General features: G+C 59.5%; 9 protein-coding genes and 4 pseudogenes. 6 read left to right on the top strand and 7 right to left on the bottom strand.

Annotated elements, in window-relative coordinates:
- Window positions 1-39 precede the first annotated feature (39 nt).
- From AC07UK_RS15510 to AC07UK_RS15500, 3 genes are all read left to right on the top strand, one after another.
- Complete coding sequence (locus AC07UK_RS15510; RefSeq protein WP_494687252.1) at window positions 40-1,158, top strand: NAD(P)-dependent alcohol dehydrogenase; 1,119 nt, start codon at window positions 40-42, stop codon at window positions 1,156-1,158.
- A 78-nt stretch (window positions 1,159-1,236) separates the two neighbouring features.
- Window positions 1,237-1,683 carry a nuclear transport factor 2 family protein gene (locus AC07UK_RS15505; protein WP_494687253.1) on the top strand — a complete coding sequence of 149 codons (447 nt, stop codon included), beginning with the start codon at window positions 1,237-1,239 and terminating at the stop codon, window positions 1,681-1,683.
- 247 nt (window positions 1,684-1,930) lie between these two features.
- Complete coding sequence (locus AC07UK_RS15500) at window positions 1,931-3,106, top strand: porin (protein ID WP_494687254.1); 1,176 nt, start codon at window positions 1,931-1,933, stop codon at window positions 3,104-3,106.
- Window positions 3,107-3,296: 190 nt separating this feature from the next.
- Here the strand turns inward: AC07UK_RS15500 and argC are convergent, their stop codons facing one another.
- On the bottom strand, window positions 3,297-4,226 hold the full coding sequence (gene argC, locus AC07UK_RS15495) for an N-acetyl-gamma-glutamyl-phosphate reductase (RefSeq protein WP_494687255.1): 930 nt from the start codon (window positions 4,224-4,226) through the stop codon (window positions 3,297-3,299).
- Between the two features lie 128 nt (window positions 4,227-4,354).
- Here argC and AC07UK_RS15490 point away from each other — a divergent pair.
- The 3 genes and pseudogenes from AC07UK_RS15490 to AC07UK_RS15480 form a co-directional block, all read left to right on the top strand.
- Window positions 4,355-5,233, top strand: a pseudogene (locus tag AC07UK_RS15490) (LysR family transcriptional regulator); the annotation flags it as partial.
- Between the two features lie 461 nt (window positions 5,234-5,694).
- Window positions 5,695-5,913 carry a hypothetical protein gene (locus AC07UK_RS15485; RefSeq protein WP_494687256.1) on the top strand — a complete coding sequence of 73 codons (219 nt, stop codon included), beginning with the start codon at window positions 5,695-5,697 and terminating at the stop codon, window positions 5,911-5,913.
- A gap of 153 nt (window positions 5,914-6,066) precedes the next feature.
- Window positions 6,067-7,608 carry a tannase/feruloyl esterase family alpha/beta hydrolase gene (locus AC07UK_RS15480; RefSeq protein ID WP_494687257.1) on the top strand — a complete coding sequence of 514 codons (1,542 nt, stop codon included), beginning with the start codon at window positions 6,067-6,069 and terminating at the stop codon, window positions 7,606-7,608.
- Here AC07UK_RS15480 and AC07UK_RS15475 read toward each other — a convergent pair.
- The 6 genes and pseudogenes from AC07UK_RS15475 to AC07UK_RS15450 form a co-directional block, all read right to left on the bottom strand.
- A pseudogene (locus AC07UK_RS15475) lies at window positions 7,587-7,763 on the bottom strand (helix-turn-helix domain-containing protein); the annotation flags it as partial. The gene AC07UK_RS15480 and the pseudogene AC07UK_RS15475 overlap by 22 nt on opposite strands.
- 810 nt (window positions 7,764-8,573) lie before the next feature.
- Window positions 8,574-8,981, bottom strand: a pseudogene (locus AC07UK_RS15470) (transposase); the annotation flags it as partial.
- A gap of 373 nt (window positions 8,982-9,354) precedes the next feature.
- Complete coding sequence (locus AC07UK_RS15465; RefSeq protein WP_494687258.1) at window positions 9,355-10,134, bottom strand: sensor histidine kinase; 780 nt, start codon at window positions 10,132-10,134, stop codon at window positions 9,355-9,357.
- 216 nt (window positions 10,135-10,350) lie between these two features.
- Window positions 10,351-12,096, bottom strand: coding sequence for a methyl-accepting chemotaxis protein (locus tag AC07UK_RS15460; protein ID WP_494687259.1), 1,746 nt, complete (start codon window positions 12,094-12,096; stop codon window positions 10,351-10,353).
- A gap of 33 nt (window positions 12,097-12,129) precedes the next feature.
- Complete coding sequence (locus AC07UK_RS15455; RefSeq protein ID WP_494687260.1) at window positions 12,130-12,654, bottom strand: chemotaxis protein CheW; 525 nt, start codon at window positions 12,652-12,654, stop codon at window positions 12,130-12,132.
- A gap of 279 nt (window positions 12,655-12,933) precedes the next feature.
- Window positions 12,934-13,322 (bottom strand): annotated as a pseudogene (locus AC07UK_RS15450) (LysR family transcriptional regulator); the annotation flags it as partial.
- Window positions 13,323-13,412: the final 90 nt, after the last annotated feature.

The following is a 13,412-nucleotide window of genomic DNA, read 5'->3' as shown; positions in this document are numbered from 1 at the left end:
CAAACCATGACGAGCATTGGAAATTGGGAGTAAGAACTGATGGAGAAGACAAACCTGCGGACCGTCAAGGCCGCTGTCGTACGGGAAAAGTCGGGCCCCTTCCTGCTTGAGGACATCGGTCTGGAGGAACCACGCGACAACGAGGTGCTGGTCAGGATTCTTGGCACCGGCGTCTGCCACACCGACATGGTAGTGCGCGACCAGTATTTCCCGACACCGTTGCCCGCCGTATTGGGCCATGAGGGTGCAGGCATCGTGGAGAAGGTTGGCGCTGCTGTCACCAAGGTCGCGCCCGGCGACCATGTCGTGCTGAGCTACGCGAGCTGTGGCGTGTGCGCGAACTGTCAGAAGGGACTTTATGGGTACTGCACTGACCTGTATGCCCGGAACTTCTCGGGTGCGCGCCCGGATGGTTCTTCGCCGTGCTGCACCGCGCATGGCGGACGCCTAAGCGGATATTTCTTCGGCCAATCGTCGTTCGCCGAGTACGCGGTGGCGACGGAGCGCAACGTAGTAAAGGTGCGCGAGGACGTACCGATCGAGTTGATGGGGCCGCTTGGCTGCGGCATCCAGACCGGTGCAGGTGCGGTGATCAATGCGCTGAAACCTGGCGCGGGCTCAAGCATTGCCGTGTTTGGCGCAGGATCGGTCGGCCTGGCGGCAATCATGGCCGCACGCGTAGTCGGCTGTACCACCATTATCGCGGTGGACATCGTTCCTGAGCGGCTTTCTCTGGCTCAGGAACTGGGCGCCACGCATGTGATCAATGGCGCGGAGTCTGATGCCAGCGCGGAGATCGCGGCAATCAGCGGTGGTGAAGGCGTTCAGTACTCGCTGGAATGCACAGGGGTTCCGCGTGTGGTACGCCAGGCAGTGGACTGTTTGAGGCTGACAGGTACCTGCGGATTGATCGGGGTCGCCCCACTAGGTACCGAAATCGCACTGGATCTCAATACGATTCTATTTGGCCGTTCGGTAAGGGGCATTATCGAAGGCGACAGTATCCCTGACATCTTTATTCCTCAACTGATCGAACTCTGGCGCCAGGGGCGTTTCCCATTCGACAAGCTGGTGCGTAAATACCGTCTTTCTGAGATAAACGAGGCGGTGCAAGCGAGCGAACGGGGTGAAGTCCTGAAGGCCATCGTCACTCCCTAAGCGGTTGTCAGTTCCCGGGCACGATGCCCTGGCGTGCTCGGGTCGATAGCTTTGCCCTTCCTCTAAGGAGAGGATGTTATGAATGTTACCGATATTGCCACCAGCTGGCTTGACCAACTCCAGCAACCTGACTCCGTTGCGTTTGCCGACCTCTTCACGGAGGATGGCCTGTACGTCGACCCATCCTTTGGGCTTGTGCGGCGTGGCCGCGAGTTTGTTCGTCTGCATCACCGAAAGTGGCACGCTGCAGTCCCCGACTTCAAAGCCAATCTCGAGCGGATGCTTGTAGACGGTCTGACCGCAGTCCTTCTCTATGAAGGGACGGGGACATTCACAGGCGAGCCGCTCGGGTCAAGCGAGAGTCCGATGCAGCCGACCCATCGCGCATTCAAAGCGCGCGCCGTCATTGTTCTCGACCTTAACGAGAACGGGCTCGTCAAATGCTGCACTGAATATTATGACCGTTCCATTATGCCGATGGGCATTAAAACGCCTTTTTCAGACAATCCACACGCAACCCAATAGCCTTTTTCATCGAAATCGCATTTCGAATGTGTCTAGTCCGCTAACTTCGTGCAGGGCAGATAAGTAACAACGAGGGTGTGCTGTTGCGAGAGGACGAAAACATCGACGCTCCTCACTAGTAAGAAGACAGAGAATGGCCAATTTCTAAGGCCAGGACCGCCAGGTCAGCGCCGAAGAGGGAAGAGTGAATCACGTTCAATTTGATGTCCCTCTGCCGCTATAACGATTTCATTGGAGACAAAAGAGAATGAAAAAAGTACTGATGGCGCTTGCCGCGTCAGGGATGGTCGCGGGCGCCGTACATGCTCAGAGCAGCGTCACGCTGTATGGCGTCATCGATTCCAACATCGAGTACGTGAACAGCATCCGCTCTGCCTTGCCGACTCCGGCGAATCCGAAACCCAGTAACGGGAGCGTTCTCCGCATGGGCAGCGGCGGCTTCGCCTCGAACCGCTGGGGTCTGCGCGGCGTGGAAGATCTCGGTGGCGGTCTCGCCGGCATCTTTGTAGTCGAAGCGGGCTATAACGGAGACAATGGTGCCTCGTTCAATGCCACGCGCACCTTTGACCGCCAGACCTACGTTGGTTTGCGCAGCAGCAAATTCGGCCAGCTGACGTTCGGCCGCCAGTACACCTCGATGTTTTTGATGCTCGGTAACTACTCGCCGACCGTCTACGCACCGCAATACGAGCCGATCACCTTCATGACCGGCCTGAACTTCCGCGAAGACAACATGGCGCAGTACATGATTAAGTTTGGGGCGGTGACAGCCCGTGCGCACATGTCATTTGGTACCGGTGTGTTCTGTACCGGCGGCGTGAGTCCCTGCGCTGGCTCCGGCGAGACCCCAGGCAGTTTCCGCGCTAACATGGGCTACGGCGGCGCAGTCGATTACAACGATGGCAAACTGGGCGTTGGCATTGCCTACGACGAGTACGATCCGACCGCTTCAGTATTCGGTGACACTGGCATCGCCCGCTTCAGGAAGGCCACTGTCGCAGCAGGGTACAGCATTACGCCGGACCTGCGCCTGCAGGCCGGGTACCGTTGGAGCCGAAATGCATTTTCGAACGGCGTCGTGGCACTGCGCGACAATCTCTACTGGATCGGAGTTAACTACACCCCAATCACTAACCTCGACTTGACGCTCGCATACTACTACGACGACGCCAAGATGGTAACTCCGACCGCCACAGGTGCTACGGCCGTGGGCACCAACCCGGCCAATCCGTATCAGATCAGCTTCATGGCTGCTTACAACCTGACGAAGCGGACCAACGTGTACCTGACTACTGCATGGTCTAAGCACGCCGGCCTGGCCTTCGGCGGCCTCGCTGCCACAGGCGGGGCGAACACCTATATCCTGGGTGCCGGCAAGGACAGCCAGTTCGGCGCCGCTTTCGGAATGCGCCACATCTTCTGATTCTTCACGGTGGAGCTCTATTGGTGGCACCTTCGGGTGCCATTTTTTTTGGTTCATCGCCGATTTCCGAGGAAGGCTGATGACCCGACGACCGCGTTCGGCCATCATGAGACATCCGACGGCCACGACCAGATTGGCGGCAATCGTTGGCATATGGGTGCGGCAGACATTTAGCTCACGCCATCGGCCGCTATTGCTGCGTGAGCATCAGGTTCAGGTTCTGAACCGCGGCGCCGGCTGCGCCTTTGCCAAGATTGTCGAAAACCGCGGACAGCAGGACGTGCCCGTGTTCCATGTTAGGAAATACGCTTAAGTGCATGTCATTCGTACCGTTCAGCACTTGCGGATCCAGGTGCTTTAAAACGCACGACTCGTGCAACGGCAGGACATGTACATTGGCCGCCCCGGCATAGAGGCGGGCGAGGCATGCGTGGAGCGTGGCGCCATCCACGTCGGGGGCCAGCAGCCTCAACGCGAGGGGCACCGTCAGCACGATGCCCTGGCGGAACGCACCATACGCGGGAACGAAGATGGGACGCTGCGCGAGCCCGGCGTGCTGCTGGATCTCCGGGGGATGCTTGTGCGCGAGTTCCAGGCCATACACCTGGAATGCCGGCGCGCTGACGGCATCCGACCCCTCATACTCCTCCACGCCGGCACGCCCGCGTCCGGAGTAGCCGGACACCGTATGAATGCTGACCGGGTAGCCGGCTGGGACAAGCCCGGCCTGCACCAGGGGACGCAGCAGGCCAATCGCACCGGTCGGATAGCAGCCGGGATTAGTGACCCGTCGCGCATTCTCGATGCGCGCGGCCTGTCCCGGTGCCATTTCCGGAAAGCCATATGTCCAGTCCGGATGCGTGCGGTGGGCGGAACTTGCATCGATCACCCTGACGGCGGGATTGACGATGGCGTCCACCGCCTCGCGTGCGGCGGCGTCGGGCAAACAGAGGATGGCGATGTCGCAGGCATTGATGGCTTCCGCACGACGCCGTGGGTCCTTGCGTTCCGACGCGCCAAGCGTGAACAGGCTGAGGTCGGTCCGGCCGCGCAGCCGTTCGTGGATTTGCAACCCGGTGGTGCCTTGGTCGCCGTCGATGAAAACCAGGGGAGAACTCATGCGAGGAATACTCCGGTGAATGAAGGGGGTAACACGTCGAAGGAGCCCCAATCTTCCATGGACCGCTAGAATAGGGAAAGTTGAATTTCACAACCTCGGCATTCAGTTTTCCTGAATTTGGAGCCCACATGCGAGAAATCAGCCTGGACCGCCTGCGCACGCTGGTCGCCATTGCCGACCATGGCTCATTCGCCGAGGCAGCGCGTGCATTGCACCTTGCGCCGCCCACGGTCAGCCTCCACATCGCTTAACTGGAACACCGCATCGGGGCACCGCTCCTGTCGCGAAAACGCGGACAGGTAAGGCCGTCGGCGATCGGAGAGGTGCTGGTGGAGCGCGGGCGTCGGCTGCTGGCCGACGCGGAGCAGGCGCTGGACGATATACAACGACAGGTGGAGGGTCTCGAAGGGCGCGCCCGGCTCGGTGCGTCGACTGGCGCGATCGCGCACCTGCTGCCACAGGCGCTCGAGGTGCTGCGCCAGCAGCATCCCGCCATCGACATTCAGATTGCGGTCCTCACTTCGCAGGAAACACTGTCCCGACTGGCGGACGGCACGCTGGATATCGGACTGGTTGCACTGCCTCAGCCACCGGTGGCCGGACTGGTGATAAAGCCCTGGCGGCGCGACCCCGTGATGGCCTTCGTGCCGGAGCATTGGCAGTGCCCGGCCCGCGTCACGCCGGAATGGCTCGCCGCCCAGCCTCTGATTCTCAATGACGCGACCACACGCCTCTCGCGTCAGACTGCGGAGTGGTTCGCGGCCGCGGGACACCATCCCGCACCACGCATTCAGCTCAACTACAACGACGCGATCAAGAGTCTGGTCGCGGCGGGTTACGGCGCGGCGTTGTTGCCCCACGAGGCCACCACGCCATTGCCGGACAAGCGCATCGTCATGCGTCCGCTGCGCCCGGCGTTGTGGCGGCGGCTCGGCATTGCACATCGTGCGGGGTACGTTGAACGTTCCACGCAACACGTACTTGATGTGTTGTGGGATCTGCGATTGACTGTACGAAGGTATTCCCCGAACTACTCGCCTCGCCGGAGTTCTTCAACCGAGATGCCCATAGTATGGCGCTCATGAGAGTGGAGCTCTAGTTTTCAGTCCCCGGCTTTAGATAGTGTGAACACGCCCTAGCCACTATTTCAGCCACCTTCGCATCCAGCTCGTGCAGATACCCCAAGGACAACAACCCGGCCGACTTCATAGGCAGCGATGTCCTGCCGATCACGTTCGGCGCCATCCGAGGCGCCCGGGATAGGGTCAGCTGACACGCGCTGTCGCCAGCATGCATGACGACAGGCCACCGACGTTCTGGACCATTCTCAAAGGCAATGGGGTAGACCACCCCTATCACTCGACAACCTGGGAAGATGCACAGGACAAGCACAGACGAGTGTTCGAAAAAGTGCGTCGCAAAGCAGCCGGCGTCACGCGCTGAAAAGTGATACATAAGTGCTGATTGATTGAATCATGTTGTATCACTAACATCCATTGCAACTGGCTGGATTGATGTAAATCAAAGCCACGTCGCGAACGCCGCCACGCCGAACAGCGTGCGCGCCATGTTGCCCGGCGTCCTGCCAGAGAAGCATCACACCTTCTTCCTATCCGGCTTGGTGCCGGTAATCCCCGCACCGCTCAACGTCCCGGTGCTGGCCCTCTTCATGCATTCGCAGCCTTGAAAAAGGGGGGGCGCGACAAGGCGCTCCGACGCTTCCCCCGCAGCGGCTTTACCTTGTTTCAGTCGTGCCGGCAAAGCCGCAAATATAAGCGTGGCGCCACCAGAGGAGACAATCATGTTTGAAGGGACTTACCGGACCCGTGCGTCCGCGCAGATGCTGTCGCGCTGGCGCAATGCCATCGGCGTTGCCCTGGCACTGGGCATCGGACTCACGCTCAGCGCGTGCGGTGGCGGCGACGGGCCGCCAGCAGCTGGCACCGTGGCCGCGGTCGACTACTCGGCAGCCTGCACTTCATTGCAAGGCAAGGCCATCGGCGGGGCGAGCATCACGGCGGCAAAGCGTATCGAGGCGGCGGGCATGCTGCCCGGCTATTGCAAGGTTTCGGCAACCAGCGGCACGATGCTCGACATAGAAGTGGACCTGCCGGACAACTGGACGGGCCGGCTAATGCAGCAAGGCGGCGGGGGCTTCGATGGGCAGGTGAAGACCGTGGAGAGCTTCAGCGCAGGCTTTCCACTGTACCAGCCGCTGCAGCGAGGCGTTGCCTATGCCGCGTCGAATGGCGGGAACCGTACTGGCGATCCTTCCGAATTCCTGAAAAGCGAAACCGAGAAGACCGACTATGCCTATGCCGCTGTCGGCACCACGATCGCTTTCGCCAAGGCAGCAGTCAAGGCGTTCTACGGCCGCGCGCCCAGCTATACCTACTTCAACGGGGCGTCCAATGGCGGTCGCAATGCCTATATCGCGGCGCAGCGCTGGCCGGACCAGTATGACGGGATCATCGCCGGCGCGGAAACCATGAACATGGCGACGCAGACAGCGGCGTGGCTCAATCTGGCCCGGCATGCTGGCTCCGGCGACATGCCCGCCGCGGCCCAGTGGTCAGCGCTGAACGCTGCCGCAGTGGCAGGGTGTGATGGGCTGGACGGGATAAAGGACGGCATCATCTCCAACCCGAATGCCTGCACCTTCAGTCCGGCCACGCTGGCGTGCGATGCCCCCGGCGCCGATGCGGCCACTTGCCTGAGCCCCGGACAGCTGCGCACCGTCCAGGAACAGGTGGGGCCGTTGAGCGACTCGGCGGGCGCGCTGGTTTACTCGGGCTACTACTGGGCCGATTTTAACGAGTATCTACCCTATTACGCGGCCCTGGGTGGGGGCTTCGCCGCCATCGCCACGGGTAACGCAGCGTGGATGCTGCCCGCCGCACAGCCAGGCAGCCTGCAGGCAACGTTCGACGTGACGCGGGACTTGCCGCCGATCGCAGTCGGCTTGCAGCAAGCCGGGGCCGAACATGATATGCGTGCCATCGCGCAATACGTGTCGTCGGGCAAGAAGCTGATCTCCTGGCACGGCGGCGCCGATTCGCTGCTTTCCGGCAGGGACCATGTTCGCAATTTCATAACAATGACCCAGCTTGCGGGCGCTGGTGCGGCCAATGCACGCTTCTACCTCGAGCCGGGTGTCGGGCATGTGCAAGGCGGCGTTGGCCCGGACCAGGTCGACTATCTTGGTGCCATGATCGACTGGGTTGAGAAATCGGTTGCCCCTGAGCAGCTGCAGATCTCGAAGATGGACGCGCGGCAGAACGTGGTACGCACCATGCCGCTGTGCGTGTACCCGAAATTCCCCAAGTACTCGGGATCGGGAGATGCCAATCTTGCTGCCAGCTACAGTTGCGCGACGAGCTGAGCAATCGCAACAGCCTTGCTGGTGGCAAGCATCACATAGCCCGCCCCGCGCCGCCGCAACGTCTGCGCCGGGCATTCCCCGAACGCGCGCCGGTACTCCGCGCTGAAGCGCCCCAGATGGGCAAAGCCCCAGCGCAGCGCCGCCGCGCTCACTGATCTGGAGGCGAAAATCGCGAAGCTGGCCGAGGGCGGTGGGATGCCGCGCGCGACAAGCACATGTCGCGTGGCAAGCTGCTGCCGCGCGACCGCGTGCAGCAGCGGTTCGATCCGGCGATCCGGGCACGCCGTTCCTGGAGCCACTGAACTTCTTCGTGTGGTTGCGGCCATTTTTGCATCTTTTCTGGCCCCGAGTGGCACACCCGGGTCTATCCACGGGCTCGCGCGCTCATCTACACATACGCGCGCATGCCTGCCCTGTAAGCAGATGCATTCCGCAAGGCCCAACCAGCATAAGCATCACCAGCGCGGACCAGAATATACGGACATTCAGATGGCAACTAGGAAAAGGATGACGAAAAATGGGGCACGGCCCCTGCGTCTGTTGATCGAAAAATGGTTCGGTTCATCCGCGTCAATCCCATGCCGAGTCACCGAATTCGGCCGCACGCGCTCGAATCGGAGGCGCTATGTTTGTGTCGAGGCTAAGCGCGCGACAGGTTCGCTTGCCATTTTCTTCTTCCGGCACGACGACGGGTCCTGGCATGTGTTCCCGCCTGCAGCCGAATCGACGGTGAGCTGTTCCGGAGCACATCCCGCCTCGGAATCAGCGTGAAAGCGATCGTTATGCCCGCACGCTCAACTGCCCGCGATCCTCACATAGGAGTACTGGACTCGTCGACTCTCCAGGGCTGACTTGATCGCAAATCGCCTTCCAGCGTCTCAAGCTCCGGGCGCTACTTTGGTGCTTGGCACCATTTTGTGCTTATATCAGTTCCCCAAAAAATGGGCGTTGTTGCATAAGGGCCGCTAACAAAACTCCTCGACAAATCGGGAGCAGATGACAGCGCAACCAAGCGTGAGCAGCGCGAGATGGATATCGAGGCGCCGTTCGAAGCGAATGCGCAGCTTGCCGAAGGCGGAAAGCCAGGCATGCGTGCGTTCGACAACCCAACGATGCTTGCCGAGGCGACCGTTCTTCTCGATGCCACGGCGTGCGATTCGTGGGTTGATGCCCCGCTTGCGCAAATGCCTACGACACCGCGCGAAGTCAGCGTGAAGCTTGTCGGGGCGGCTTCGCGGTCGGCCGGACAGGCCTGGCAGCGCGGGTATTGCATCGACCAAGTCTTCGAAGACAATCGAATCGTGCCTATTGGCCCCGCTCACGGCCAGCGCCAAAGGAAGGCCGCGCCGGTCTACGACGAGATGACGCTCCGCCGTGATGCCAGCACAACGCACCGACCATGATCGGCTCCTCTTTGGCTTCAAGACCCCAAAATGGCTAGAGGAATGCATGGCCGAAGCTCAGCCAAAGTTCGAGGCGCGTGAAGCGACCCTTCTGAATCATGTGTTTTCAGAGCTTCCATTCAAACCAACCTGAAGGCAACAGGCGAGCTTCAGTTTCCCGGCCGTTAGACTTCCCTTAAAGGTTGCTTAGTGCCTCCAGGATGGCGTTGTGGTGCGACCTTCTTACCGGGGGGAAGCCACCCTTGTGAGGAACACTATCAATCGGGTAACGCCGAGAAGGAGCTGTGCTTGTCGCGCTCCTCCTGGACACATTTTCTCTTCACCAGGAGGTGGCGCAAGACTTTTATTGCCGACGATCGCGCTTTGATTGCTGAGAAATAGCGATTGAGATCGTTGTACCGGAATCTGGGGCACTCTGGACCCGTAATGCGGTTCCCAAAGCGTGCGCCCGTTCCCTCATACCCAGGAGCCCAAACGATGAATCTGGCAAAAGATGCGCCATATCGAAACCACGGCCGTTATCGCTAATCTCGAGCACGATCGCCTCAGTGTTGCTGATAAGCTTCACCGTGACTTTAGAGGCGGCAGCATGCCTGGAAACATTGGTTAGCGATTCCTGCGCTATGCGAAAGATCAGCGTCGCCTGACTATCATCTAAGGAGGGCTCTGGACCGTGCACCTGAAGTCGGCATATGGCGCTATTGCGCTGAGAGAAACTCACAGTCAGCCATTGCAGCGCAGGAACGATGCCGTAATTTAGTGCGACAGGGCGCAGATGATTGACGACATTGCGCACGGCGCCGATGGCCCGCTCCACAAGCTCGCGCATTTCGCCCAGCTTTTGCATCCCAAGCGGGTCGATCGACGGTCGCATTTCAAGTAACGACACGTCCATCTTAAGCGACGTCAACAGCTGGCCGAGCTCATCATGGATTTCCATCGCGATATGCCGGCGTTCTTCTTCGCGAGCGGCCTCAAGATGGGCGGAAACCTGCCTTAGCCGGTCTGAGGTCAATGGCTCTTCCACGATACGAGGCATCGTATGAGCGAAACTATCCGAGGAAAGGGCGACGAGATCCCCGAACGTAATTCGGCGCAACGACATCGGGGCCCGGTCGATCATGCTTCTCTCCTACCTTGGATAGCTTCAAAAATCACTTTAGACTTCTGCCATATAATTCGGCAAAAATGACGAGGATGCGCTCTGCCACTCGCCTCCTCTTTGCTTAACCGAGCCTCTCGCCAGTATTACTCGCACCGACTTCGTCTTCGCAATGGTGCGGTTCAGCAATTTCTGTCCATTCGGATTTTACCCGCTCACTTTGTTCGGATGGAACCCTCAGAACGAATCCCAGCCGTCAGTGCCGGTATTCCTGACTGTCACAGAACCATTCGCACTCGACAGGTCGTCCTTGGCACTAGCCTTCGAGTCCAGTCGCGCCACATTCCTGGAACTGCTCGGAGTACGGCGCTCGACCGGCGGAAGACGCTTCATTGGCACTAGAGCGGGCCGCACCGGGGCTGCTTGGGGCATTTCGTTGCTGCTTAGCTTGAAGACTGCTACCGCCCGCACCAGTTCATGGGCCTGCACCTTCAGTTCTTCTGCCGCAGCAGCACTTTCTTCCACCAGCGCGGCGTTCTGCTGCGTGGTTTGGTCCATCTGGCTCACCGCTTCTCCGACTTGCGTGACGCCCGCGCTCTGCTCGGTACTGGCCGCACTGATCTCCCCCATGATGTCGGTTACGCGTTTGATCGCGGTCACGATCTCCTGCATCGTCACCCCGGCATGGTCGACCAGCGCCGTGCCCTGGTCGACGCGTTCAACGCTAACGGTGATCAAGTTCTTGATCTCCTTCGCAGCCTCGGCGCAGCGTTGTGCCAAGTTCCGCACCTCGCCGGCCACCACCGCGAAGCCACGGCCCTGCTCGCCGGCGCGAGCCGCTTCCACCGCCGCATTGAGCGCCAGAATATTAGTCTGGAATGCGATGCTGTCGATCACGCCGAGGATGTCGCCGATCCTCTTGGAGCTGTCGTTGATGCCCTTCATCGTGTCCACAACCTGCCCCACCACCTCGCCGCCCTTGACTGCGACCGCAGAGGCACTGAGCGCCAACTGGTTCGCTTGCTTCGCATTGTCAGCGTTTTGCTTGACAGTCGTCCCGAGTTGCTCCATTGACGCCGAGGTTTCTTCCAGCGCGCTGGCCTGCTCTTCGGTGCGCTGACTGAGGTCCTGATTGCCCTGCGCGATTTGCGCACTGGCTGTGGCCACGCCTTCGGCGTTCTGGCGGACGTTCGAAACCACTTTGACCAGGCTCGCTTGCATATCCTTTAGCGCCTTAAGCAATTGTGCGGTCTCGTTCTTGCCTCCAGCGTCGAACTGCACGTTCAAATCGCCGGCTGCCACGGCGCGTGCGACAACCACCGCTTGGTTGAGAGGGCGGGTGATGGAGCGGATAATCCAGATCGCCATCAGCACGCCTAGCATCGCGGCGAAGGTAGACGAGGTCCACACTGCGGGCTTAACACTCGCCAAGGTGGTGGTTGCCTCGGTTGATGCCTCCTTCAAACGTTCGATCTGGAAACTTATCATGGCGTCTACCGCCGCGTTGTAGGCCACTTGTACCGGCCGCAGTTCCGTCAGCAAGTGAACTTTGGCTTCTTCCATTTGGCCGGCAATCACCAAGTCAATGAACTTGTCTTGGAGAGGCAGGAACTTGCTGCGGACCTCGAAAATCTTTGACAGAAGAGCTTTCCCTCTTTCCGATTTAGTGTCCGCTTGTAATTTCTCCAGCGCGTCGTTGACGAACCTGTTCGCGGACTGGATTCTCTCCACCTCCTTCTTACCCTCGGTCGGGTCATTCATGATGATCACGTTGCGCATCGAGACTCGCACCTGATCGACGTTGTTCTTGATCTTGTTGAGCAGCGCGACCCGCGGCACGCGTTGATCTATCACTTTTTTGAACGCTTCATCGATCGTGGCGACATTCGCGAGCGAGATGCCGCCCATGACGGCGAACAGCAGCACCAGGATGCCGAACCCGAGCGCGAGTCGGGTAGATATTCTCATGTCATTGAGGTTCATGATGATGGCTTCTTGTATAGGGATGTGACTGCCTTATGACAGCGTTTGCACGACAAGCCCCATTTCTGCGCTCGTCATGAGTTTTTCGATGTCCAGCAGAATCAGCATGCGCTGGTCGAGTGCACCGAGAGCAAGCAAGTAGTCACCGGTAATGCTGGAGTTGAACTCGGGCACCGGTCGCAGTTGTTCGGTAGTCAGGGAAACCACGTCGGACACAGCATCCACCACCATGCCAATCACGCGCCGACCAATGTCAAGCAAGATGACAACGGTGAAGCTGTTGTATTCGACCTCCTCTAGGTTGAACTTCAGCCGCATGTCGATGATCGGAACGATCACGCCACGCAGGTTCATCACGCCCTTCAGAAATTGGGGTGCGCTGGCGATTCGCGTCGGCTCTTCATACGAACGAATTTCCTGCACTCGGAGGATGTCGATGCCATATTCTTCCGCACCGAGCTTGAAGGAGAGGAACTCCCGCACTTCGGTTGGCAGTTGGATTGTCGCCACTGCGCTAGCGGAAACTGAGGTAGACGCTCCTTCTGTCACGTATTGCATGTTCTGGCTCTCCAGTCTTCGTGTGACCTCCACATCGCGGGAGGACAACATTCTCCTGGAGAATCAACGTCACATATCGAATAACCTTAATATGATTGTTAATACATTTAACGCATATAGGTATGCCTTTTTTTGGGGAAATTGATAGGTGCACAGAAGTGGTGCATCATCACCAAACCGCGCCGGAGTTTGAGAAGCGCTGGAGGCGATTTTCGGCGACAGAGCCTTCGGGAATCGACGAGCCCGTAGGGTCTAGTCCTATGTGAGAATCCCGAGGGCTACGGTAATCATTTCACTGAGCCCCACTTCCACCTGACTGTCCGCACCGCACAGCTCGCGGATCAGTTCGGGCAGGAAGCAGTACAGCATCGAGGGCACGAAGCCGATACCGAACCAGCGCTTCTCATTGGGCCAATGCGGCGCGTGCCTTCAATGGCTTCGTCCAGCTGCTGGGTCGACTGCGGCGATTGCTCCAACAGGAAGTGCCCGGCCTCCGTCAAGCGCAGGCCGCGACCGACTCGGTCGAACAGTGCCACGCCGATTTCTTCCTCGAACTGGCGAATCTGACGCGACAGCGGGGGCTGAGCCATATGCAGCAGCGAAGCCACCCGCGTCACATTCAGTTCCTGGGCGACGGTCTGGAAATAGCGCAAATGGCGAAGCTCCATGTTAGGTCTAACCCATACCTCCAGAGTATTTATTCAGACATTTTGGGTCTTGGACATCGCAAAAGTCGAGGCACATACTCAAAGGCAGAC

This window comes from Cupriavidus sp. GW821-FHT07C08 (assembly GCF_059419025.1).
This window is presented reverse-complemented; position numbering and strand designations above follow the sequence as displayed.

Coding starts and splice junctions, on each gene's coding strand:
- AC07UK_RS15510 (WP_494687252.1), top strand. CDS start 40: ATGGAGAAGACAAACCTGCGGACCGTCAAGGCCGCTGTCGTACGGGAA.
- AC07UK_RS15505 (WP_494687253.1), top strand. CDS start 1,237: ATGAATGTTACCGATATTGCCACCAGCTGGCTTGACCAACTCCAGCAA.
- AC07UK_RS15500 (WP_494687254.1), top strand. CDS start 1,931: ATGAAAAAAGTACTGATGGCGCTTGCCGCGTCAGGGATGGTCGCGGGC.
- argC (WP_494687255.1), bottom strand. CDS start 4,226: ATGAGTTCTCCCCTGGTTTTCATCGACGGCGACCAAGGCACCACCGGG.
- AC07UK_RS15480 (WP_494687257.1), top strand. CDS start 6,067: ATGCTGTCGCGCTGGCGCAATGCCATCGGCGTTGCCCTGGCACTGGGC.
- AC07UK_RS15465 (WP_494687258.1), bottom strand. CDS start 10,134: ATGATCGACCGGGCCCCGATGTCGTTGCGCCGAATTACGTTCGGGGAT.
- AC07UK_RS15460 (WP_494687259.1), bottom strand. CDS start 12,096: ATGAACCTCAATGACATGAGAATATCTACCCGACTCGCGCTCGGGTTC.
- AC07UK_RS15455 (WP_494687260.1), bottom strand. CDS start 12,654: ATGCAATACGTGACAGAAGGAGCGTCTACCTCAGTTTCCGCTAGCGCA.